Source organism: Chondrinema litorale, from assembly GCF_026250525.1.
GTDB lineage: Bacteria > Bacteroidota > Bacteroidia > Cytophagales > Flammeovirgaceae > Chondrinema > Chondrinema litorale.
Map to the genome: position 1 here is coordinate 26,984 of NZ_CP111043.1, position 23,612 is coordinate 50,595.

A 23,612-nucleotide genomic window follows, 5' to 3' on the forward strand; every position below is an offset into this window, starting at 1 on the left:
TACCTCTTTCTGCTTTTTTGCTTTCTTCGCCAATGTTATGATTAGTTTATTTTTTTAACAGATATAAGTAGTAGGTTGAGCTACCAAATATAAATTTAATTAATCCTCAAAACTAATCAATTTACCAAGGATTCGGAAACCCAAATAGCATAGAAAAAAAATAACCACAGCTCTTCATAAACCGTGGTTATAATTAAGAATATAATTTCTTATCTAATCATTAGAAGAAGATAGACAATCCTACTTTACCATTCGATAAAGCAGTATAACCTCCACCTACTTCTACATTAACTGCCAAATTATCTTTGAAGAAATAACGGCCACCAAGTTGAGCGCCTAATCCTATACCACTGCTTTCAGGACCACTATAATCTACACTTGATCCCGATCCATCATATTTAGAATTCCAAATATAATATCCTAAAGTTAGTCCAGCATACACATCCCATTCATCAGAAATCTGTAACAGTTCATTGAAGTGATAATTACCTAAAACACCTATTCCAAAAATGGTATGACGATATTTAAATGTTGAATATCTATTTGAATAAGATTGGTAAGATAAAATTCCACCTGCTGTGATGTTATCTGCTACAGGAATTTCTAAACTAGCATAAATTGGAACTCCCCAACCAGACGCTCCTACTCCAATAGTTACTATATTACTCCCATTATCATATGGGTTGTACTGTGCCTGAGCATTATTTGATAAAGTAAATGCAATAAATAAAACTAAGCCGATAAATAATGACTTAATGAGTTGATTGTTCTTCATGATGTTCAGCGTTTAGCAAATTTTATTATGTAAAAAAATTAACTGTTTAATTAAAAGATTAATTAGATAGAAATGTTTGCAGATTTATACCATTCAAATGCTTTTTGTAAACCGTCACTAATAGAAACTTTAGCCTCATAGCCTAAAAAATTACGTGCTTTGCTAATATCTGCTAGGCTATGCTTAACATCTCCTTGCCTGGAAGGCCCATAAACTGGTTTTATCTGTTTTCCGGCAATTTCACAAATTTGCTCATATAATTGGTTGAGGGTAGTTTGTTCTCCACAAGCAATGTTATATACCTGATTTACAGCAGCTTCATTTTCAGTAAAAAGAGAAAGTATATTTGCATTTACTGCATTCTCAACAAAAGTAAAATCTCGACTTTGTAATCCATCTCCATTTATAGTGGGAGCTTTACTATCAATAACAGCTTGCATAAAAAGTGGGATTACAGCAGCATAAGCACCTTTAGGGTTTTGCTTCGGTCCAAATACATTAAAATATCTCAGCCCAATTGGCTCAATTCCATAGAGTTGGGCATATACATCAGCATATAATTCATTCACATATTTGGTAACGGCATAAGGAGATAAAGGTTTACCAATTATATTCTCAACTTTTGGTAAAGATTTACTATCACCATAGGTAGAAGAAGACGCCGCATAAACTATTCTTTTTATCCCTGCTTCTTTTGCAGCTGTAAAAACATTAAGAGCCCCAGTAATATTTACCTGATTGGTTGTGAGTGGATCATTAATAGAACGTGGCACAGAACCTAAAGCAGCCTGATGTGTTATTTTATCTATACCCTCAACTGCTTTTTGGCAAGTGGTAAAATCTCTGATATCCCCTTCTAAAAACTCAAATTTCTCATCTTCCAGAAAAGGTTGAAGATTTTCCATTTTTCCTGTAGCAAGGTTATCGAGTACCCTAACTTTACTTACATGAGGGAGTGATAATAATTTTTCAACCAGATTTGAACCTATAAATCCAGCACCACCGGTTACTAATATTTTGTATGTCTGCATATTAAAAAATTTATTTTCTTCTTTTTAAATATGGATTTAGAAAATAAATTTTACATACACGCCATTTTTCCAATTCTTCTACCATGTCTACCTCCTTCAAACTCTGTTTTGAGGAAAGTGTCTAAGATTTCGAGTGCTGCTTCGGTACTAATAAATCGAGAAGGAATACATAATACATTCGCATCATTATGCTGTCTAATGAGTGATGCAATTTCTGGAGTCCAGCATAAACCTGCTCGAATTTTCTGGTGTTTATTAGCCGTTATTGCTACACCATTTCCAGTTCCACAAATTAAAATACCAAAATCACAGTCAGCAGATTCTACAGCATTTGCCACAGGGTGCGCATAATCAGGATAGTCTGTCGACTCAGTTGAATTTGTACCAAAATCTTCAAATTCATATCCTTTTTCCTGTAAAATAGGCTTTACAATTTCTTTTAAATCATACCCAGCATGATCTGCTCCTATTGCTATTTTCATTTTATCACTTTTTTTGCAAATGAAAATATTTTGAAGATGAATAAAAACTATTTTACAGACAATCGAGGTCAATTTTCTATTATTTTAAGCTTATTTCGTTTGTAGAATTTACATTTTTGCCAAATGAATGAAAAGCCATATAATTGAATACTTAAAATTTACTATTATACATGCACCAACATCCTGATTTACCTTTAGTAAGTATCATCACAGTAACTTATAATGATGCTGAAAACTTACGAAAGACAATCACTAATATAGCCCAGCAAGACTATCCCAATTTAGAATATATTGTAATTGATGGAGGATCAAAAGACGAAAGTATTCAAATAATAAAAGAGCATGAAGCTAAGATTACCAAATGGATAAGTGAAGCAGATAAGGGTATTTTTGATGCTATGAATAAAGGTATTACCTTAGCCAATGGGGAATTTATCAACTTCATGAATGCGGGTGACTGGTTTCTTTCAAAGAATATTATTGCTGAGGTTTTCAAAAAAGAAGAAAGCCTTGAAGCAGATTTAGTTTATGGAAACCATGAAGTACACTACCCAAACTTTGTAAAAAAGAAAAAAGCACTAAAGCCTGAAGAACTTTGGAAACACATGATTTTCTCTCATCAAAGTTTATTTACTCGCAAAGAGCTTCTCTCAGAAAGACCTTTTAACCTCAAGTTTAAATTCGCTGCTGACTTTCATTTCATCTACAACAGCTATCGCTTGGGGTACTCATTCTATAATACAGATTTAAATATTGCAGGTTATCTGGCTGGTGGACATTCAGAAACAGGAGTAATTTCGGCCTATAAAGAAAATAGAAAGATTGTACTCAAATATGACAAAAGATTTAAAGTGAGTTGGTTTCACCAGAAGCTGATTGTCACGCAAACTGGACTAGAATTGTTTAAAAAATTAGTACCAGAAAAGCTTTATATGAAACTGATGCAATTAAAAAATGCTTCCAAATAATTCAATATTTAAGTACTTGTTTATAGACCTTTTCAACTTTGGAAGCATAGATTTCCTCAGTAAAAAGTGATAACGCTTTTTGATAACCCTTCTCACCAATTTTCAATCTTAGCTCAGCATCAGAACCCAACTTGAGCATTGCATCTATTAAACCCTGTGGATTAGCATACAAAAAGCCATCAATCCCATTTTCGATTAACTCTGGATTTGCACCTCCATTAAAAGCAATTACAGGTTTCGAATGGGCAAAAGCTTCTGCCGTTACTCTTCCCATAGCTTCACTTTTAGAGCACATTAGCAAAACATCAATTTCTCCATATATTTCATCAGGATTATCTATAAATCCTGGAAATTTAACCCTTGAAGTTAATCCTGATTGATTCACTTTTTCTTTAAGCTGATTGCCAAAAGCATTATCACAATCTCCTACTAACAACAACTCTGCTTTAGGTAATTTATCTGCAACATCTATAAAAGCATCAAGCGCATCTTTATGACCTTTTTCTGATCTAAAAGAAGCTACCAAGGCGAATACAGCTTTTTCAGATTGCCTAAACTGTTTTGGTAATTTCCTCATGCTTTCCTCAGACATTACACCATTATAAATGATACTTATAGGAGCTTTCACTGCTGATAAAACTTCATTTTTTAATGCCTCAGAGATTGAAATTATATGAGCCGACCTATTTAGCCATTTAAGATGGTTTTTGAGGCCCATGTTGTAGGCAGCCTTGTAATCTTGCAAGCCAAACTCTCTAATATGCCATACATGCGGAATATTTAATTTATAAGCCACCTTGGCTCCTATTTGTAAAGCAGACGAATTAGAGTGAATAATATCTGGTTTTATACTATTTACCACTTTTAATATCTTCCCAATATTAAGCCTGTTCTCTATATGTCTTTTTAATCCCAAAAGTCTAGAAAAGCCTCTTTTGTAATAAAATTCATCATAAAACTCTTCAATTATATAAGGAATATTTCTAATCTCTAGCTCCTTACAAAGAGGCCCTTGAGTAGGTAAAAGCACTATTACTTTATAAGATTTTATTTGTAACTGGTGAGCTAATGCAATTAATGATCGGTTAGCACCAAACAATGCTGTATAATGGGTAAAAAAAAGAATTTTCAAAATCTAATATTTAATCTGATAACAACTGTTACATTTGTCTCGTCGTACTAATTTCATATCCTTTTAGTACAAATAACAAACTGTTGTATTACCTAAAGGTAAATACAGAAGATACTTACAGCTGAAAATATAAAACATGCACCGGATCTTTTCTATTCTATCAGGTATTAAGGTTCATCATTCAATCTCATCTTTATTCATGCTTTTTTTTAGCATGCAACAGGTATATAGCCAGCAAGATACGGCTAATTTGAATATCATAAATGAAGAGATAGACAATTACTTGCATATTACTCAAAAAAACAACTTTGTAACAGGTTTGGATTTTGGAATGGGCATTGGTTTACGCAACGAAAATATCAATATTGAGAGCGCCACTGCCATTGTCGATTTTACGATTTCACCCAAGGTTGGCTATTACTTTAAACAAGGATTTTCCACAGGTTTCGACTTTGATTATTTTGCATCTGTAGCTTCGTTCGATTACCAAAACGAATATCAATTTCTTTTGCAGAGTTATAATATCTTCTTTAAATACCAATCGCCTAAAGGTTTTGCAGCAGAAATCGCCAGTGGATATGGAACTGGCAAAGAAAAATACATCAATAATGGTTCTGAAGAAAACAACGAGTTTGGCGGCTATAGATATTCCATTGCAGCAGGACTATCGAGTTACTGGTCTAAAAATGTAAGCTTCGAACTAATGCTAAAGTACACAGGATCTCAAGCCAGCTACGAAACCGTTGAAGAAAGTTTTTATTTAAATGGATTAAGCTTAAACGCTGGTATTACTGTAAACATCTTCTAAATCGCTCTTACAACTTCCACAAGAAACTCATTAAATACAATTGCTGTTAGCTTTTCGATAGAAAAAGCGGATTTAATCTTATATCAGGTATTTTTTAACCATTTAATTTATAAGTGAAGCTATTATAAATTAAAAAATGGTACTTATATTTATACGTATTTGATATTATGAATTCACTTTTTGAAAAATTATTTTTTATACAAAACCATCTTAAAACATGGGGATGCACTCAAGAAAAGTACTTATCTTGAATGCCGATTATCGCGCTTTTTCAGTTTGCAGCGTGTATAAGGCATTCTTGCTGGTTTACCTCGATAAAGCTGAAATAGTGAAAAAAGTAGAGAATGCCTATCTACGAAGTATTACACGCTCTTACGATGTTCCGTCTATCATCAAATTACACAACTATGTAAATATCCCTTACAAAGGTGTAATTATGACCAGACAAAATATCTTTAAAAGAGATGGAAACAAATGTGTTTACTGTTCTTCTAGAGACAACCTCACATTAGACCATGTACTGCCCAGATCGAGAGGTGGAAGTAGTAGTTGGGCAAATTTGGTTACTGCATGTAAAAGATGTAATTCTAAAAAAGGAGATTTTCTTCCAGAAGAAATCGGCATGATATTACCTTATAAGCCTTTTAAACCATCCTTTATAATGTTTCTGAGGGACTTCTCAGGGCTCGGTGAAGAGAGTTGGATGCATTACCTGCAAGTAACAAGATAAACGAAACATACTTTTAATTGAAAGTATGTTTTTCTTTTTTTGGAGGAGTGATAGCAATTGTTAAACTATCAATGATAACTTTATTGAATAATGGAGTAATTCAATTGCATAGTTTTTAAAGACAACAAACAGATTTTTTTTATGGATCAAAGCAAAAAAGCTAGAAGAAGCTTTATAAAGAAATTAGGAACAGCATCCGCTTTTTTTTCTATAGGAACCAGCAGCTTTGCTGCTAACACTCAAAACATCCAACAAATTAAGCCAGCATCTTTAAAAGAAGGTGATACCATAGGAATTGTAGCACCGGGTTTTGCCTTACCCAAACCAGAAGTTGTAAAAGAGTTTGGCAAAATGCTAGAAGAAGAAGGTTATAAAGTTAAGTTCGGGAAATATGTATTTGGCAAATACGGCTATTTCTCAGGTACAGACGAAGAGAGATCAGCAGACTTAAACGATATGTTTGCAGACAAAGAAGTAAATGCCATTGTAGCTGCAAGAGGTGGCTGGGGTGGTGCCCGTATTTTAAGCATGCTAGACTACGAAACGATCAAACAAAACCCTAAGATTTTTATTGGTTATAGTGATATTACTTCATTACTCTTAGGTATCTATCAAAAAACTGGCTTAGTAACTTTCCACGGACCTGTTGGCACCTCAGAATGGAATAAGTTTACTTATAAGCATTTCAAAAAAGTAATTATTAAAGAAAAAGCCTATAAACTACGAGGCAATAAAAAAGATGAAGAAGATCTAGACACAGGTCGCTATGTAATTACAGAAGGTAAAGCCAGTGGTATTATGGTCGGTGGTAATTTAACTGTATTCTGTGGCATGGTTGGCTCAGAGTATCTTCCAGATTTTGAAGGAAAAATATTATTTTTGGAAGACGTTGGCGAGGCAGTTTACCGTGTAGACCGTTATCTTACTCAACTAAAACTTGCTGGTATCTTAGATAAAGTTGCCGGAGTAGTTTTCGCAACGTGTGCATCTTGCGATACAGAAGAAAACAGAAAAGATAACTTCTCTCTTCAAGAAATTATTAAATTCCATTTAGAACCACTTGGTGTACCTGCTTTCTTTGGCATTATGTCTGGCCATCTTAAAGAGCAATACACACTCCCTGTAGGAGTAAATGTTGAAATAAATGCTAAAAAAGGGAATATTAAATTACTGGAAGAATCTGTGATTTCTTAATTCTCTATTGCATCAACTTTGAGCACCAAAAAATTATTTATACCCAAAATACATGAATCTTAGAGCCATAAATTTCAATTATCTTGAGTTTATATGCTAAATTCGCTCAGAACAAGAGCTAATATATAATGATTATCGAAAAAAGAGCCTACGCTAGAGCAGGTTTGCTGGGGAATCCTTCTGACGGATATTTTGGAAAAACCATTTCAATTATAGTAAGAAATTTTGGTGCTCATATTTCTCTTTATGAATCTCCCGAATTAAAAATTGAACCTCAAGAACAAGACCTTAATGAGTTTAGAAACATCTACCATTTAGTTGAATCAGTTTCTTTAACAGGTTATTACGGTGGTTCTAGATTGATTAAAGCAGCTATTAAAAAGTTTGCTGAATATTGTGAGAAAGAAAACATTAAGATTGCATCTAAGAATTTCACCATTAGATATCGTTCATCTATTCCAAGACAGGTTGGTTTAGCAGGTTCTAGTGCCATTGTTACAGCGACAATGCGTGCATTAATGGAATTTTATAATGTGGAGATTATCCCTGAAATGCTGGCGAATCTTGTACTCTCTGCAGAGTCTGACGAACTCGGTATTAGCGCTGGTTTACAAGATAGAGTTATTCAAGCTTTTGAAGGCTGTGTTTATATGGATTTTGATAAAACCCATTACGAAAAAAATAAACAAGGTATATACGAAAGGCTAGAACCACAGAAATTACCTAATTTGTACATAGCATATAAGGTGGATCTTGGCAAAGTTTCAGGAGCTGTGTTGAATAATATTAGGGTAAGATATGAGAAAGGAGACCAAGAAGTAATTAATACACTTTCCCAAATGGCAGATTTAGCCGAGCAAGGAAAAGAAGCCATTGCTCAGGGTGATACTCACAGACTAAATGAGTTAATTAACCTAAACTTCGATCTGAGGTGTAAAATTATGAATATCAGTGATAGTAATCACGAACTGGTTTCTTCTGCAAGAGCTTGTGGTGTTTCTGCTAAATTTACAGGTTCGGGTGGTTCAATTATAGGAGTTTATCCAGATGATGAAGCATTGACCAAATTGGTAATAGCCATGAGAAAACTCAATGCGAGAGTAATCAAACCATATATATTATAAATTTTAATTTTTAATAGAAAAAACATTCCCAATGACAGTTAAAAAAGCAGTAATTCCAGCTGCAGGATTTGGAACAAGATTTTTACCGGCAACAAAAGCACAACCTAAAGAAATGCTTCCAATTATAGACACTCCTACTATTCAGTATGTAGTGCAAGAAGCTGTAGATTCCGGTATAGAAGATATATTAATTATTTCGGGAAAAGGCAAAAGAGCTATAGAAGATCACTTTGACCGCAACCCTGAATTGGAAGCGAGATTAGAAGAAAGTGAAAAAGAGAAGCTGTTCAATGAGATGCGTCATATTGCTGATATGGCTAACATCCATTTCATCAGACAAAAAGAAATTAACGGTTTGGGTGATGCTATTTATTATGCTAGATACCACACTGGAAACGAACCTTTTGCTGTACTTTTAGGTGATACTATTGTCGATTCTGTAATTCCTGTAACCCAGCAATTAATTGATGCTTTTGAGCAATACAATGCAAGTATTTTGGCGGTAGAAAAAGTACCGAAAGATAAAGTATCAAGATATGGTATTGTTGGTGGAAAACGCTTGAGCGATACCATTATGGAAGTATCTGAGTTTGTAGAAAAACCAGATCCAGCTACTGCCCCATCAGACTTGGCTATTGCAGGGAGATACATTCTAACACCTGAAATCTACACTGCTTTGGAACAAACACCAAAGGGTAAAAACAATGAGATTCAATTGACAGATGCTTTTAAAATACTTTCTAAAAGAGAAAAAGTAATTGCTGATACAATTGAAGGTAAAAGATATGACATTGGAAACAAACTAGATTTCTTAAAAACTACAGTTGAGTTTGCTCTAAAGAGAAAAGAGTTTTCCGAAGAGTTTGGAGAGTTCTTAAAAGAAACTGTTGCAGGCTTAAAATAAAAAAAGGCTGCGAGAGCAGCCTTTCTTTTTTTAATATCTATCCTATTTTTATTCGGCAGAATCTATTGCTCCAAGCTCGCCACTATCTGCTTGGTCTTTTAACTTAGCAATCTCCTTATCGATGAACCATAATCCTTGGCCTTCCTCACCGATAATGTCAAATATTTCAATCACTCTTCTTGCTAATTCTTCTTCTTCACGCTGCTCAGCTACATACCATTGTAAAAACTGGAAAGTAGCATAATCTTTCACCTTAAAGCTAAAATCAACAAGGTCGTTTATCGAATTAGTTACCTTTATTTCATGCTCTAATACATCTTCAAACACTTCTCTAAGACTCTCATATTCATATTTAAGTCCGTCAATTTCAGGTGCAAGTGCGTAGCCACCAGATGCATTAATATATTTTATCAATTTAAGCATGTGCATTCTTTCTTCTTCAGAATGTCCATACAGAAAATTAGCGGCATTTTCGTATCCTTCTCTTTCGCACCAGGAAGCAGCAGCTAGATAAAACTGAGAAGAAACACCTTCCATTTTTACCTGATCATTTAATTTGCTTTCAACTTCTGAGATTAAAGAGGTTTTCTTAGTAATTTTTGCTTTTATTTTATTCATAATCATGATTATATTCTATATCTGTACAAATATAAAGGCTTAACTGTTGAGATAGTTTCTATTTTTTGCAATTTATCTTTAAACAAATTCTAAATAAGAAACTGAACTATTATTAATTTATTTATATTTTCTAAACAAAGCAAGTTGGCTTATGAGAAAACTATAAAAACCAAGGCAGTATGGAATACCAACCCATAAATTGTGGTTTCTACGATTATTTTGAAGCTGCAATTACTTTAAAAAAGAAAGTGAGTATATCTTATTTAAATACTATTGGTAAATTAGTAACTAAAGAAGTTACTCCAATTGATCTTATTAGTAAAAATAAAGAAGAGTTTTTGGTATTGGCTAATGGTGAAAAAATTAGGCTTGACCAAATTACAGAATTCGACCAAGCTAAAAACCCTTCGGTATCTTGTTCTATTAAATAGCGATTTCAAACTCTTTCAGATACGTGATAATCGTTTCTGTTCGGAGAGTTTAAAGAAACCATTTCAGAAATAAACCCCGCTAAAAACAACTGTACCCCTATTATTAACATCACAAGCGAAAGAAAAAACAAGGGTTGAGCAACTACGTCTCTATCAGGTACTTCATTTAATATATTAGAGATATACACCTTTTCTAAAAGTATTTTCATTGCGAAAATGAATCCTAGAAGAAAAGAAAGGGTACCCAAAGTACCGAAAAAGTGCATCGGTCTCTTCTTAAATCTAGATACAAAAGTGATCGAAAGTAAATCTAAAAAGCCAAATACAAAGCGTTCCAATCCAAATTTGGTAACTCCATATTTTCTTGCTCTGTGCTCAACTTCTTTCTCTCCTATTTTATAGAAACCATTCCATTTGGCAATAACAGGAATATAGCGATGCATTTCACCATACACTTCTATGGTTTTAATCACCTTCGCATTGTATGATTTTAAACCACAATTAAAATCGTGTAATTTAATACCAGAAGAAAGCTGAGTTACTTTGTTAAACAGTTTAGAAGGAATGGTCTTACTGATGGGATCGTATCTTTTTCTTTTCCACCCAGAAACTAAATCATAACCTTCTTCGGCAATCATTCTATACAAATCTGGAATTTCATCGGGACTGTCCTGCAAGTCTGCATCCATGGTGATTACCACTTTACCTTTTGCAGCACCAAAACCGGTGTGTAAGGCAGCAGATTTACCATAATTTCTCAAAAAGCTAATGCCTCTTACTGCCGGATATTCAGTTTTTAATTTTTTAACTATCTCCCATGAGTTGTCTTTACTGCCATCATCAATCAAAATTACTTCATAAGAATATTGATTGGCTTTCATCACTTTATCAATCCATGCTACCAGCTCCGGCAAAGACTCCTCCTCATTAAACAAAGGAATTACTACTGATATTTGTGGTTGTAATTCCTCTATAGTGCTTTCTTCCATGTAAAACCTCTTTTACAAGTTTATTCGTTAAGATTTTCTCAACCAATATACTTGTTTATTATATCAAACAAGAAAATTAGTAATAACAAAAAATTACCGACTATTAACCGGTAAAATTTAATTTATGCAAATGTATAAATACTCATCTTCCTTTTCCAGATTTTTAGGTTTTAATAGTAATCAGGGTTATCTTTTTTGAAAATTAATGACATTATAAGTGAAATAAGGAATCCAAAAAACATTGTTGTAAAGAATCCGATTACTACAATCATCTCAGGAGTAGTGAAACTCGCTGTCATCGACAATGCCTGCTCAATTTGAGCATCTGTCAAATCAGGATTTCTAGACATTTCCTCTCTTGCATTGTCTACAATCAACTGAAGCATTGAATCATCAATAAATTTTAGATAGAAGTAACTAAAGATATTAGAACAAATAGTGGAGATTAAAAAAACAAACATACCCAGGCCAATGCCTTGCCCGAGTTTCATATATCCATTATTTAAGCCTTTAAATTCTTTGTAAGCGAACACTAGCATTATTATCATAAACACAAATGATAAATACCCTAATGATTGTTCTGCAGCTAAATCTAAAACTTGTAGTAACAAACCGTATACAATTAGAAAAATACCTAGTATAAGACCGTATTTTACTCCAACTGACTTAATAGATGCTTGATCTTCCATTCTTTTAAACTTTAAAATAATTTTGATTTAATTTAATTTCCAGTTGTCTGCATTAATTTTAATTCTATCTCCTTCTTCGGGCAGACTATCTATTGAAGGGATATTTATAGTAAATAGACTATCTCCTAATAATATTTGCATAGTATTTTGCGACAAATCTATGCTTATGACTTCAGCATCTATACCACCATTTTTCTCAATATTTGTCCCCAACACATCTTTAATTTTGCCAAAAGTCTTCATTTTACCCTCATCTACAATAATAATATGATCTGCTAACCGAATAGCTTCAGCTGCATCATGTGTTACAATTAATACTGTAGTTGGATATTTAGCCAATAGTAGCTTGAGGTCTTGTTGTAAGCGATCTCGCAGTTGGTTATCTAAAGCAGAAAGAGGCTCGTCTAGTAAAAGTAACTCTGGTTTTCTAATAACCGCTCTGGCTAGAGCAACTCTTTGCTGCTGCCCACCAGAAAGATGCGTTGGCTTTATATTTTCTAATGCTTTTAAATCTATTATTTCCAATAATTCGTTCACAATGTCAGCATTTCTATCTTCTTTTCGCAATGCAAAAGTCAGATTTTCTTTTACTGTCATGTTCGGAAATAAAGCATACTCTTGAAACAAAAAACCTATACTTCTCTTTTGAGGAACAAGATTGATTTTTTTAACACTATCGTACCAACATGCATCATTTATCTTTAAATATCCATCGTCTGGTTTAAGTAAGCCAGCAAACATTTTTAATAAACTAGTCTTACCTTCTCCAGAACCACCCATAATAGCAGTAACAGAGTTTGCTGGTAAACTGGCAGATAGTCTAAATTGTAGTTGTCCGCTGTGATGATGTAGTTTTTTCTTGAAACTAAACTGAAGCATGTTTATAATTAATCAGTATACACGATTAGTAGCAGTTGTATGCGAAAAATTACAGATTGATGTTATTTTTTCTTGAATTAAAGAAGTTTACAAAGAATAAAACAGATAATGAGAAAATGAGTAAGATGATAGAATAAACATTTGCAGAATCGTAATTGAGCATTTCAACCTCATTATAAATCGCTATGGAAGCGACTCTAGTCTCATCTGGTATATTTCCACCAATCATTAAAATTACACCAAACTCGCCAATTGTATGAGCAAAAGACATAGTGATACCCACAATTACAGAAGATTTAATATTGGGTAACATTACTTTTGTAAAAGTCTGCCATTGGGTTTTGCCTAGTGTATAGGCAGCATCTTCGTAATAGGTAGGTAAATTCTCTACAGCAGATAAAATAGGATTTACTATAAAAGGCAAGCTAAAAATTACTGAACCAAGTAATATTCCAGCAAATGAAAATACCAACTGGATATTAAAAAAGTCTTCAAAAAAACTCCCTAGTAAGCTGTCTGGATTAAATGCTACTAATAGGTAATAACCTAAAACTGTAGGAGGCAAAACCAATGGTAAACTCACCAGTGATTTGACTATAGATATTAACCAATAACCTTTTAATTTAAAGTGGATTAAATAAACTATAAATATCCCTAAAACCAATAAAATGCATGTTGTAATTGTAGCCAACTTGAAACTTAGCCATAGTGGTGAAAAAGATATTTCCATGGCTTAAAATTACAGCGAAAAAATATGAATTATCTTTTTTATTAGTGAGAAGTGCTATTATTCTCTTTAAAAAGAGGGATTGTAAAATAAAAAACAGTTCCTTTATAAAGCTCACTTTCAGCCCAGATTTTACCTCCATTTACTTCTGCAAACTCTTTGCATAGCTTAAGCCCTAAGCCCGTACCTTTTTCTCCTTTAGTACCAGTAGTAGTATGTTTTGTTTCTATTCTAAACAGTTTATCTTTTATATCTTCTGTAAACCCTAAACCCTCATCTTTTACAGAAATAGTCACAAAATTTTGCTCAACTGATGCATCTATAAAAATTTCTTTTTCTGTATTTGAAAACTTAATGGCATTAGAAATTAAATTCCTCATAACAGTATCAAACAGATTTTTATCTCCAAAAACGAATACATTTTCTGAATTGTTGATGATACTAATATTTTTAGGTGCCGCCATTCCTTCAAGCTGATTTATATTAAGACTTATCTGATTTCTCAATATAAATTTTTCTTTATAAGTCTCTAGCGTTCCCATTTGAGAGCGAGCCCATTGCAATAAATTATCTAATAAACTGTAAAGACTTTTGGTTTGCTTTTCTAAATCTCTACCTAATGTTACTAATTCTTCTCTAGATAACAGATTAATATTATTTGCAAGCAACTGTGTAAAAGCAAACATCGAATTAATCGGCCCTCTTACATCATGCGCTAAAATCGAAATGAATTTATCTTTATTATCATTCAGTTTAACAAGCCTTTCTTTTTGCGATTCTATATTATCTCTTTGACTTAGAATCTCTTCATTTTTAGCGTTTAGCTCTTGAAGTGTAAATGCCAATTCTTCTGTACGCTCTTGTACTTGTTTTTCTAGTTTAAAATGTAATTGATGCTGAAGCTTTAAATTCTCTTCGTAGATCATACCTCTCTCATCGGTAATTTTCTTTTTCTCAAACCAACTTCTGTCAATTAATGCAATAGATAATAAAGTTGACTCTAGTAATATACCAATTTCAGCACCGTGGATAGTAATAAAGCTTCTTTCGAATAAATGATAGTTCTCTAATATGACAGGTATTAAAAACAAGAAATAAAACAAATAACCAATTATGTAAAATCTGGCTGCTCTATGTCCCTTACTATACCTAATAAATGCAGCAAACATCATAAATAGAATAAAAGCTAATGCATTAAACTCAAGCAGCGAATTAATAATTAGAAAATCTACATAGAAACTTATAAAACCTACTAAAACCGTAAATCCAACTAGAGGAAAATAGACGAATTGAAGGAATTTCTTTTCGTTGTTTAACTTCAAAAATTCATAGGCAAACCATAACCCAAAAAGAATTGTAAAAAGAAGCACTTGTAAATATGCTACGTTGTACCATCCACCAACATTTCTTAAAACTAATGCAGATATATGTCCTGATAAAAATACATTCAACAATAAATTGAATGAAACATAAAAGACATAAATAATAAATGATCTCTCTTTGAGAAAGAAAAATATAATGAGGTTTATAATTATAATTATGCATATAATACCGAAAAAGCTACCATAATACATTTCATAACTTTTTACTTCCTTTATCAAGCCTTCCTGATCAAATAAATTAAATCGAAGTATGATTGCATTAGCTGTTTTCACTTTAAAGTAAAGTGTTTTTCTTAGCTCATTATTCTCTACAGGAAAAATAAAGGTTTCGTAATGTAAGAGTCTATTATTATAAGGTCTTAGAGAGCCTGTTTCTACCTTATGCCATTCAATATTTTTTTCATAGAAATAGTCTATATAATCGATACTTGGATAGTCTATTTCCAAAAAGTATTTCTTCTGAATTGAATCTGAAAATATTAATTCTGCTTTAATCCAATAAGTGAATGAGTTTTTTCCAAAATTTACTGAGTTTGTAGCTATTGGTTGAAAATTTATATCATTAGATAAGCAGGAGTCAATATCTATTGCCTCAGATGTGTCTTCGAAATAACTGAGCTTTAATTCTGGGAGGTTTTCATTCGCAAAAGCATAACTATCGCACATATAATTGTATATGCACAATAGTAATAGCGTTTTCGAAATAATAGATGAATTAAATAGCACAGCGCAAAAGTATATTCTCACTAATTTTACAATATTAATGAGCTTTTATTGTAAGTAAACCACTTACATTAACAATTGAAAATATGTTAATAAGTAAAGATTCTTTTGTACTAAAAAATTATAGATATCATTTAAAGAAAATCCTAGACTAAAGGATCTTCTTAAGGTCTGCTGGAGAATAATTTACAGATTTAAGTGTTTTGTCATCACCTTTTCTGTAAACTAAGTACAATCCATCTATTTCTTTGTAATAAGATTCTGTATCTCTTTCATTTTTGTAATACTCAACTGTTTTTTGTGCTTCTTCTTCGGTTTTACAAGCCTTAGACATATTTGAACGCTGTACTTCATCAAACAACTCTTTGAATTTATCTCCTAGACCAAATTCTAGTACAGCTCCAGAGAGTACATATTGAATGTCGCAAAGTGCATCTGCCACTTCTACTAAATCTTTATTTGCAATAGCTTCCTCTAGCTCTTTTAATTCTTCGGCAATTAAAGAAACTCTTAAAGCACAACGCTCGGGTGCTGGAATAACTGGTTCTGCTTCAATTGGGTGTTTAAATGTTTTATGAAATTCGGCTACACTCTTTAGCGATTCAGGAGACTTCATTTAGTTTATTTTAATATTCTTTAATATATAAAGGCGCAAAAATATAAAATTTGTTTACCATGCTACTATACAGCAAAAATGATTTTCAGATTAACTCACTATAATTACTAAAAAGTTAACTTTGCGGTAAAATCTGTTGGTAGATATCACGAAATAATTCAGCTTTTTTAATTTTAAATTAGAAGTTATGAGCAAAGAAGAAAATAAAAAACACGACGAATTAGACTGGGAATCTCTAGAAAGAGAAGACAGACTTGCTGGTCCACAAAAAGATGTAGAAGATTACGATATTAATGCGATAGAAGCAGAGAAACAAAATCTAACTGAAGAGGACAAAAGCTCTCCTTATCCAGATGATTTTTTGGCAGACATCAATCTATTAAACAAATCAATCAAAAACAGTCAGCAAAAATTTAAAACAGAAGCTGAATTGGACGAAGAAGAAGAGGAATAAATCAACTTATTCTACTCCAGTTTGTAGGTGCTTTATTGATTTTATCTAACTGTACTTTTAGCAGACTGTTTTTATCAGAACTTAAAGTAGGGTCTTCTTCCAGAATTTCTCTGGCAAGGGCCCTTGCTTCTTTAATAACCTTACCGTCTCTGGCAATATCTGCAAATTTTAAGTTTACCACTCCACTCTGTTGTGTGCCACTTATATCACCAGGTCCTCTTAGTTTTAAATCAACATCAGCTATTTCAAAACCATTATTTGTATCGGTCATGGTTTTAATTCTGATTTTCCCCTCTTTACTAAGTTTATAACTAGTCATTAAAATACAGTAAGATTGCTCGCCTCCTCGCCCTACTCTCCCTCTAAGCTGGTGCAATTGTGCTAAGCCAAATTTTTCGGCATTTTCTATTACCATTACAGTCGCATTTGGCACATTTACTCCTACCTCAATAACTGTAGTTGCAACCATAATTTGGGTTTCTCCTTTTACAAAGCGCTGCATTTCAAAGTCTTTATCAGCCGCTTTCATTTTACCATGCACAATGGAAATATGAAAATCTGGAAAAGCTCGACAAACACTTTCGTAACCATCTTCCAAATTTTTGTAATCCAGTTTTTCAGACTCCTCAATTAAAGGATAAACTATATATGTCTGTCTGCCTTGCTCAATTTGCTCTTTTATAAAACCAAATAATCTTAAACGATTACTATCAAACAAGTGAGAGGTTTGTATGGGCTTTCTTCCGGCTGGTAATTCATCAATTTGAGAAACATCTAAATCTCCATATAATGTCATTGCCAAAGTTCGGGGTATTGGTGTGGCTGTCATCACCAAAATATGCGGAAAAGCTTCGCTTTGTTTTTGCCAAAGTTTAGCTCGCTGAGCTACTCCGAATCGGTGTTGCTCGTCAATTATACAAAGTCCTAGGTTTTTAAAATCAACCGTATCTTCGATAAGTGCATGTGTCCCTACAATTATTTTTAGATTTCCGCTGAGCAAATCTTCGTGAATTACCTTTCGCTCAGATTTTTTTGAGGAACCAGTTAGTTTCGCAATGGTAATCCCCAATTTATCTGCAAATTCTTTTAAGCCATTGTAATGCTGATCTGCAAGAATTTCTGTAGGTGCCATTAAGCATGCTTGTGCATCATTATCGATGGCAATTAGCATACAAATAAATGCGACAATGGTTTTACCACTTCCCACATCACCTTGCAAAAGGCGATTCATTTGTTTGCCAGATTTAAAATCGCTGTAAATCTCTTTTACTACTCTCTTCTGCGCATTTGTGAGATCAAATGGAAGATGGTTTTTATAGAAATCTGTAAGTGTGGGTACTTTATCGAAAACCTGTCCTCTAAACTTTTCAACTCTTAATAATTTGAGCGAAAGCAGTTGCAGTTGAATTAAAAAAAGCTCTTCAAACTTTAATCTAGCTACAGCTCGAGCAAGAATTTTTGCATCTGAAGGATAATGTAGATTATTGATGGCTTGATCTCTGGCTATAAAACCATATCTACTAATAATTTCTTCTGGAAGTGATTCTGTGATGTGTTTTACTGCTTCAGGAAGCAAGTTTTTAATCAGCTTAGAAATGCCTCTAGAATCCAGAAACTTGTTTTTAAGCTTTTCAGTTGTGCTGTAAACAGGTTCTAAGCCACCCTTTTGTTCGGTTTCGATTGTTACCTCTTCTAACTCAGGATGACTAATGCTCATGGTTCGGCCAAACCTTTGTGGTTTGCCAAAAGCAATGTATTCGTAACCGGGTTTTAACTTCTTCGATATCCATGGAATGCCCTGAAACCAAACTAAATCTACTGCACCAGAACCATCATCGAAACGAGCAACCAATCTTTTTTTCCTCCTTTCACCGACTGTACTCACATTTACAATACGGCCTTTTAATTGTACATAAGGAAGATTTTCATGAATCTCGCTGATGCTATAAAATTTTGTGCGGTCTTCATGTCTGAATGGGAAGTGCTGAATTAGATCTCCAAAAGTAAAAATACTCAACTCTGTTTTGAGTAAATCAGCTTTTTGAGGTCCTACACCTTTTAGGAATTCTATTTTAGTATCGAAGAATGCCAAGTTTCTAGTTTAATGAATCTCTGCAATTATAATAGGCTTTCTCGATAAAAAAATAATGAATTTTGATTTTTTAAAGAATTGACAGAATATCTTCCTGTAAAATAGTATAAAACGCCTAAATTCTAATACCGATTAAAAGCATATCATCTATTTGATCTAAGTCTTTTTTCCAGTTCTCCATGGTTTCGATTATAGAATTCTCCTGTTCATCAATCGGTAATTTGGCTATAGAAGCCAGCAATTCTTTTAATCGCTTTTTTGTGAATTTTCTATCTGTTTCTTTTCCAAACTGATCTACATAACCATCAGTAAACATATATAACATGTCATCTTTTTGCAGATCGAATTCATGATTATAGAAAGGAACTTTATCGGTATTAAAATATTTACCGATTGGCATTCGGTTAGCTTTCAGTTCAGAAATTTCATTGTCTCTTACTATATAAAGTGAATTATGAGCACCAGAAAATTCAAGCTTCATATATTGAATATCAATTGCACATAGAGAAATATCCATTCCATCTTTTTGATCGCTAGAATCCAATGTTTTTATCACTTCACTCCTAAGTTCAAATAGAATATCAGCAGGTTTTATAATTTTATTCTCTAAAATCAACTTATTAAGTAGCGTATTACCAATCATACTCATAAAACCACCAGGTACACCATGTCCAGTACAATCTACAGCGGCTACAATTAACTTTCTACTTTGTTGGCCAAACCAGTAAAAATCGCCACTTACGATATCTTTAGCCTCATAGTAAATAAAGTTTTCAGGAGTTACTTCATCCAAAATTTCTTGAGTTGGCAACATCGCTTCTTGTATTCTTTTGGCATATCTTATGCTGCTTTCAATCTTATCTGTTTTGTCTTGAATAATTAATTTTTGCCTGTTCAGTATCTGATTTGACCTATGAAGTGCCAGTCTCGAAATAATCTCTTTTTTATTGAGATTGTATCTGGTTTGAATTAGAATAATAGTAAAAAAACTAACTACTGTAGTAAGTAAACCACCATTGAGCATTATTTCTTCAAAAGAAAGCTTACTAAAACTACTAAGGAAGATAACATTAGCTACTATCGATAACACCACTACCAAAATAGAATACTTCATTTCCCAAAGTATTAGCATTCCTGCACCAATAAATAAGGCTATGTAAGCCAAGGTATGCATGAAAAAATGAGTAACATCCATGTAGCTCCACATAAATGCATTTTGAGCTGAGATGAGAAAGAAGGGAACAAAGATGAGTAACTCATTAGAAATATTAAATTTCTTTCTAAATGATAAGACCAAAAAACTGGTTAGTGAAACGGAAAGTCGAACTACAAAAAAAATAAACCAATGTTCTCTTACATTAAGAAAATCATTTAATGAGAATAATAAATTAAAAACTACTGCCACCCATGCTCCTACTTGATGGTACTTAAATGCAGTCTTTTTTAATTCTTGCTGCCACTCATTTTTTGTAATGTTTTGAGAATGAAATTCTGCTTCCATTTAGCACTGGTTTTTGGTAATAATAGCTTGTGTATCCACAGCTTCTAACCAGCTTGTTAAACATATATTGGTATTATACAGATTAATTTACAAAAACATGGAAATTAAGCAGTTAGGCCGGCTCAATAGCATAAACATCTACATTAACACCGGGAGCATAATGTATTAATTCGGGTTTTCTATTGGGTAGTTCAAACTGATTTAAACCGAGCAAAGCATCGTCCCATTTATTTGCTTTTGTCTCTCTAAATTGATAAGGCTTGTGAATTACTTGCCCTTTCATTAATTTCTTTTTTGCCTCATTCCACGAAAACAAAATATACCGTTCCAATAGGAAAAATTCCAACGTGCCAGGAGTAGCTTCTTTTACATCTTTCCCTGTGAGATATTCAAAAACTGATGGGTTTAAAGTTCTTCTTCTTTGAGTTTCATACATTACTTTTCCCCCTACCTCATCCAGAATAGCTTTCATCTTTGCTCTATGGTATGGCAATTTGTAAAAGGTTCTGGCGATCCAAACGGCTAGACTTTGATTGGCATCTAAAGAGTAAAACCAAACACCGGGAATGCCATTTTCATCATATACATAAGTCCTCACATTGGTTTCTAAAAAGTTAGAAATACCGGGCACTGGTGGTAAAAATACCGGACGGATGTTTTTCATGTAGAAAGGTACCAAACCCAAATATGCTTTCCCTTCATAAGTATCTACATATAAACCTTTGGGCAAAGTTTTTTGGATTACATCAGCAGGAACTTCCCAATGTAAAAATAACAGATGATCCCAAGTTTGATATAGCACTGGATTTCTATCAACAGGTTTATTTCTTGCTGCTAATCTCGAATTGTCATCAGGTTGTTTCATAGTCTATGTATTTTGATAAAGAATTAACCCATTTAGTTATTGATGCATTGGCAGGAGCTATAAATTCTTGTCCTCTTGCTACCGATTGTAATAATTTTTTATCCTTCAACCCACGCTTAGTAATTCCATCTCTAGTTTCATGATAACTCAAAATACATTTATCATTTCTAAAAAAGCATTTGGGCAGCTCCCATAATGAACGCTTATATGGAGTACCGTCTAAATGGCTTAAAACTAAATCTGAATGATAAATAAAATTACCAGCACCCGGTAAGAAATTACCTGACTGATTTTGAAACCAAGAAGACTGTTCCGCAGCCACAAATATACAATTCGCACCTCGACAATATTCTTTTACAAAAACTTGATGCGGGTGAGAAGCTAAATAATCTGGACAATTGCTATTTGGCAATGGCAAAATCTCGCCAATTTCTAACCAACCGTAAAGCAAATGTACTTCTGGTGCATTTTTGATATAAGTGAAGCGACCATTCTTAAGCGTAATTTCTTTGAACCAACCAAAGAACAAAAACAGATCACCTATACCAACAGCAAAAGGAGAATTTAATAAATGAGAAAGAGCAGCTCCGTGTTGACCGAAAGCTGCTCTCCAATTTTGCGGTCTGTTTTGCAACAAACCCTTATTTATATCTGGGTCGAGATGCGCTTCAGAATAAAACTTTAAGCCCAAATCTCGCATTACATCTAAGTAATTAAATTGATTATTAAACTGAAGTTGATTGTAAAAAATACCCGAACCAGCTTCAGGAATAGGAATGGAAAAGCTTTTGTTTTGATAAATCCAACTGGAAATACCACCTGTAGAAGTATCAAAACCTTTTCTGCTTAAAATAATCTTTCTAGCCTTGCTTTTCTTTTCCCCGATCAATTATACATCTAATTTAAGTGCTGCTAATTCTGTATTAATTATATTCATTTCTTCTTCAGAAATACTTGCTTCGGCGGCCGCTGCATTTTCTTTTACTTGCTTTTCATTTCTGGCACCAACTAAAGCACAAGTAACTCCCGGTTGATCAATTGTCCAACGGATTACTAACTGAGCCAACGTAAGTCCTTTATCATCAGCGATTGGCTTAATCTTATCTAAAAATGCATTTACTTTTACTACATTTTCATCTTTAAAATAAGAACTTCCTGCTCTGTGGTCACCTTCGCCAAATTTATAACCCGGAGTTATTTTTCCAGTTAATAAACCTCTTTGCAATGGGCTGTACGCCAAGATTGATTTGTTTTTTTCTAGCACTTGAGGTACTACTTCTTTTTCAATATCTCTCAACACCATGCTATATGGCACTTGGTTAGAAACAATCTCAAGTACTTCATCTGCTTCTGCAACCCACTTTGCCGTATAATTACAAACGCCGGCAGCTAGAATTTTTCCATCTTGCTTAAGCTTTGCTACGGCTTCCATTGTTTCATGGATCGGTGTTGTAGAATCGTTCCAGTGGATTTGGTATAAGTCTATGTAATCGGTTTTCAATCTTTTTAGACTGTCTTCGCATTCTTTAATTACACTTTCTTTACCAGCGTATTTATAGATTTTTACCGGAGTACCATCATTCATTTGAGAGTCGAAAGCAAAATCTCCTTTGTTGTCATCCCAACGCATTCCATATTTTGTAAGGATTTTCACCTTGTCTCTTTTACCTTCTAAAGCCTCACCTACAATATCTTCACTAGTACCCATTCCGTAAATTGGAGCTGTATCTATGGTAGTAATACCAAGGTCTAATGACTGATTGATTGCTGCGATGGAATCTTTCTTATCATTTCCTCCCCACATCCATCCACCAATTGCCCATGCACCAAATGCTATTGCTGAGATTTCGATATCTGTGTTGCCAATTTTTCTGTATTCCATAATTAAAAAATGTATTGTGTTTATAGTATTTGTCTATTATTTCTGAAATAATTGGTTGTACTGAAATAAAAATTCAGCACAATTACTAGCTAAAAAAATCTGTTGATTTTAACAAATAAAACCTGTCAAAACAGGATTCTTGTTGGTTGTAAAATTCTTTCTGGAAGACCAAGGGTGACTCATTCAAAATTTTAACCGATGCTTTATTATTCACATCTACATAAGCAACCAGTTTTTCGATCTTAAGGTTTTCGAAAGCAAAATTTATTAAGCCATTGAGAATTTCTAGACCGTAACCATTACCCCAATGTTTTTGTAAAAATCGATAACCAATTTCAAATGTATTTGCCTCTTCGCCTACCAGTGCACATGTACCTAAAAACTCTTGCGTATCTTTAGAAACTATTGCCCAAACCCAAAACTGGTTTTCTGGAACTGAATAGTAGTTGATGACTCTTTGAAGATCGTCTTTATTCTCTTCCAAAGAGAAAGTTTTATTTCCCACATACTTCATCACTGCTGGATTATGCTGCATTTCGTGGAAAGCTGGTAAATCGCTCAACTCCAGTTGTCTCACTTTCATTCGTGCAGTTTCAAAAAGTATTTCCATCAGTTT

25 protein-coding genes are annotated in these 23,612 nt (G+C 33.4%); 8 read left to right on the forward strand and 17 right to left on the reverse strand.

Going from position 1 to position 23,612, the window contains the following annotated elements:
• Window positions 1–220: 220 nt before the first annotated feature.
• The 3 genes from OQ292_RS00140 to rpiB all read right to left on the reverse strand — a co-directional run bounded on the left by OQ292_RS00140 (window position 221) and on the right by rpiB (window position 2,288).
• Entirely contained in the window at window positions 221–775 is a 555-nt protein-coding gene (locus OQ292_RS00140; RefSeq protein ID WP_284684018.1) for a hypothetical protein, read from the reverse strand.
• Window positions 776–837: 62 nt separating this feature from the next.
• Entirely contained in the window at window positions 838–1,806 is a 969-nt protein-coding gene (locus tag OQ292_RS00145; RefSeq protein WP_284684019.1) for an SDR family oxidoreductase, read from the reverse strand.
• 50 nt (window positions 1,807–1,856) lie between these two features.
• Window positions 1,857–2,288, reverse strand: a complete 432-nt coding sequence (gene rpiB, locus OQ292_RS00150; protein ID WP_284684020.1) for a ribose 5-phosphate isomerase B — start codon at window positions 2,286–2,288, stop codon at window positions 1,857–1,859.
• A 170-nt stretch (window positions 2,289–2,458) separates the two neighbouring features.
• On the opposite strand from rpiB, the gene OQ292_RS00155 reads away from it, so the two are divergent.
• Window positions 2,459–3,256 (forward strand): glycosyltransferase family 2 protein, encoded by a 798-nt coding sequence (locus OQ292_RS00155; protein ID WP_284684021.1) that lies wholly within the window; start codon window positions 2,459–2,461, stop codon window positions 3,254–3,256.
• A 1-nt stretch (window position 3,257) separates the two neighbouring features.
• Here OQ292_RS00155 and OQ292_RS00160 read toward each other — a convergent pair whose 3' ends face one another.
• Window positions 3,258–4,388, reverse strand: coding sequence for a glycosyltransferase family 4 protein (locus OQ292_RS00160; protein WP_284684022.1), 1,131 nt, complete (start codon window positions 4,386–4,388; stop codon window positions 3,258–3,260).
• 214 nt (window positions 4,389–4,602) lie between these two features.
• On the opposite strand from OQ292_RS00160, the gene OQ292_RS00165 reads away from it, so the two are divergent.
• From OQ292_RS00165 to galU, 5 genes are all read left to right on the forward strand, one after another.
• Window positions 4,603–5,196, forward strand: a complete 594-nt coding sequence (locus OQ292_RS00165) for a hypothetical protein (protein WP_284684023.1) — start codon at window positions 4,603–4,605, stop codon at window positions 5,194–5,196.
• A gap of 217 nt (window positions 5,197–5,413) precedes the next feature.
• A complete protein-coding gene (locus tag OQ292_RS00170; protein WP_431733749.1) occupies window positions 5,414–5,926 on the forward strand; it encodes an HNH endonuclease in 513 nt (170 codons plus the stop codon).
• Window positions 5,927–6,067: 141 nt separating this feature from the next.
• Window positions 6,068–7,120, forward strand: coding sequence for a S66 peptidase family protein (locus OQ292_RS00175; protein ID WP_284684024.1), 1,053 nt, complete (start codon window positions 6,068–6,070; stop codon window positions 7,118–7,120).
• A 128-nt stretch (window positions 7,121–7,248) separates the two neighbouring features.
• A complete protein-coding gene (locus OQ292_RS00180; protein ID WP_284684025.1) occupies window positions 7,249–8,244 on the forward strand; it encodes a mevalonate kinase family protein in 996 nt (331 codons plus the stop codon).
• Between the two features lie 31 nt (window positions 8,245–8,275).
• On the forward strand, window positions 8,276–9,148 hold the full coding sequence (gene galU, locus OQ292_RS00185; RefSeq protein WP_284684026.1) for a UTP--glucose-1-phosphate uridylyltransferase GalU: 873 nt from the start codon (window positions 8,276–8,278) through the stop codon (window positions 9,146–9,148).
• A 48-nt stretch (window positions 9,149–9,196) separates the two neighbouring features.
• Here the strand turns inward: galU and OQ292_RS00190 are convergent, their stop codons facing one another.
• Complete coding sequence (locus tag OQ292_RS00190; protein ID WP_431733750.1) at window positions 9,197–9,766, reverse strand: ferritin; 570 nt, start codon at window positions 9,764–9,766, stop codon at window positions 9,197–9,199.
• A 179-nt stretch (window positions 9,767–9,945) separates the two neighbouring features.
• On the opposite strand from OQ292_RS00190, the gene OQ292_RS00195 reads away from it, so the two are divergent.
• A complete protein-coding gene (locus tag OQ292_RS00195; protein ID WP_284684028.1) occupies window positions 9,946–10,197 on the forward strand; it encodes a hypothetical protein in 252 nt (83 codons plus the stop codon).
• A gap of 5 nt (window positions 10,198–10,202) precedes the next feature.
• Here OQ292_RS00195 and OQ292_RS00200 read toward each other — a convergent pair whose 3' ends face one another.
• From OQ292_RS00200 to OQ292_RS00225, 6 genes are all read right to left on the reverse strand, one after another.
• Window positions 10,203–11,186 (reverse strand): glycosyltransferase family 2 protein, encoded by a 984-nt coding sequence (locus OQ292_RS00200; protein WP_284684029.1) that lies wholly within the window; start codon window positions 11,184–11,186, stop codon window positions 10,203–10,205.
• 170 nt (window positions 11,187–11,356) lie between these two features.
• Complete coding sequence (locus tag OQ292_RS00205) at window positions 11,357–11,875, reverse strand: DUF4199 domain-containing protein (RefSeq protein WP_284684030.1); 519 nt, start codon at window positions 11,873–11,875, stop codon at window positions 11,357–11,359.
• Between the two features lie 27 nt (window positions 11,876–11,902).
• Window positions 11,903–12,754, reverse strand: coding sequence for an ATP-binding cassette domain-containing protein (locus OQ292_RS00210; protein ID WP_284684031.1), 852 nt, complete (start codon window positions 12,752–12,754; stop codon window positions 11,903–11,905).
• Window positions 12,755–12,803: 49 nt separating this feature from the next.
• Window positions 12,804–13,484, reverse strand: a complete 681-nt coding sequence (modB, locus tag OQ292_RS00215; protein WP_284684032.1) for a molybdate ABC transporter permease subunit — start codon at window positions 13,482–13,484, stop codon at window positions 12,804–12,806.
• A gap of 41 nt (window positions 13,485–13,525) precedes the next feature.
• Window positions 13,526–15,529, reverse strand: coding sequence for a sensor histidine kinase (locus OQ292_RS00220; protein WP_284684033.1), 2,004 nt, complete (start codon window positions 15,527–15,529; stop codon window positions 13,526–13,528).
• Window positions 15,530–15,737: 208 nt separating this feature from the next.
• A complete protein-coding gene (locus OQ292_RS00225) occupies window positions 15,738–16,202 on the reverse strand; it encodes a pyrophosphohydrolase domain-containing protein (protein ID WP_284684034.1) in 465 nt (154 codons plus the stop codon).
• Window positions 16,203–16,389: 187 nt separating this feature from the next.
• Between OQ292_RS00225 and OQ292_RS00230 the strand changes: the two genes are divergently transcribed.
• Window positions 16,390–16,656, forward strand: coding sequence for a hypothetical protein (locus OQ292_RS00230; protein WP_284684035.1), 267 nt, complete (start codon window positions 16,390–16,392; stop codon window positions 16,654–16,656).
• Window position 16,657: 1 nt separating this feature from the next.
• Here the strand turns inward: OQ292_RS00230 and recG are convergent, their stop codons facing one another.
• From recG to OQ292_RS00260, 6 genes are all read right to left on the reverse strand, one after another.
• Complete coding sequence (gene recG / locus OQ292_RS00235) at window positions 16,658–18,748, reverse strand: ATP-dependent DNA helicase RecG (RefSeq protein WP_284684036.1); 2,091 nt, start codon at window positions 18,746–18,748, stop codon at window positions 16,658–16,660.
• A 115-nt stretch (window positions 18,749–18,863) separates the two neighbouring features.
• The gene (locus OQ292_RS00240) at window positions 18,864–20,249 is read right to left on the reverse strand and encodes a PP2C family protein-serine/threonine phosphatase (protein WP_284684037.1); all 1,386 of its coding nucleotides are present in this window, start codon (window positions 20,247–20,249) and stop codon (window positions 18,864–18,866) included.
• Between the two features lie 112 nt (window positions 20,250–20,361).
• The gene (locus OQ292_RS00245) at window positions 20,362–21,114 is read right to left on the reverse strand and encodes a YqjF family protein (RefSeq protein WP_284684038.1); all 753 of its coding nucleotides are present in this window, start codon (window positions 21,112–21,114) and stop codon (window positions 20,362–20,364) included.
• Entirely contained in the window at window positions 21,101–22,003 is a 903-nt protein-coding gene (locus OQ292_RS00250) for an Nmad3 family putative nucleotide modification protein (protein ID WP_284684039.1), read from the reverse strand. Before OQ292_RS00250 ends, OQ292_RS00245 begins: the two co-directional genes overlap by 14 nt.
• Window positions 22,004–22,996 (reverse strand): aldo/keto reductase, encoded by a 993-nt coding sequence (locus tag OQ292_RS00255; RefSeq protein ID WP_284684040.1) that lies wholly within the window; start codon window positions 22,994–22,996, stop codon window positions 22,004–22,006. It abuts the gene before it with no gap.
• Between the two features lie 85 nt (window positions 22,997–23,081).
• Entirely contained in the window at window positions 23,082–23,606 is a 525-nt protein-coding gene (locus OQ292_RS00260; RefSeq protein WP_284684041.1) for a GNAT family N-acetyltransferase, read from the reverse strand.
• Window positions 23,607–23,612: the final 6 nt, after the last annotated feature.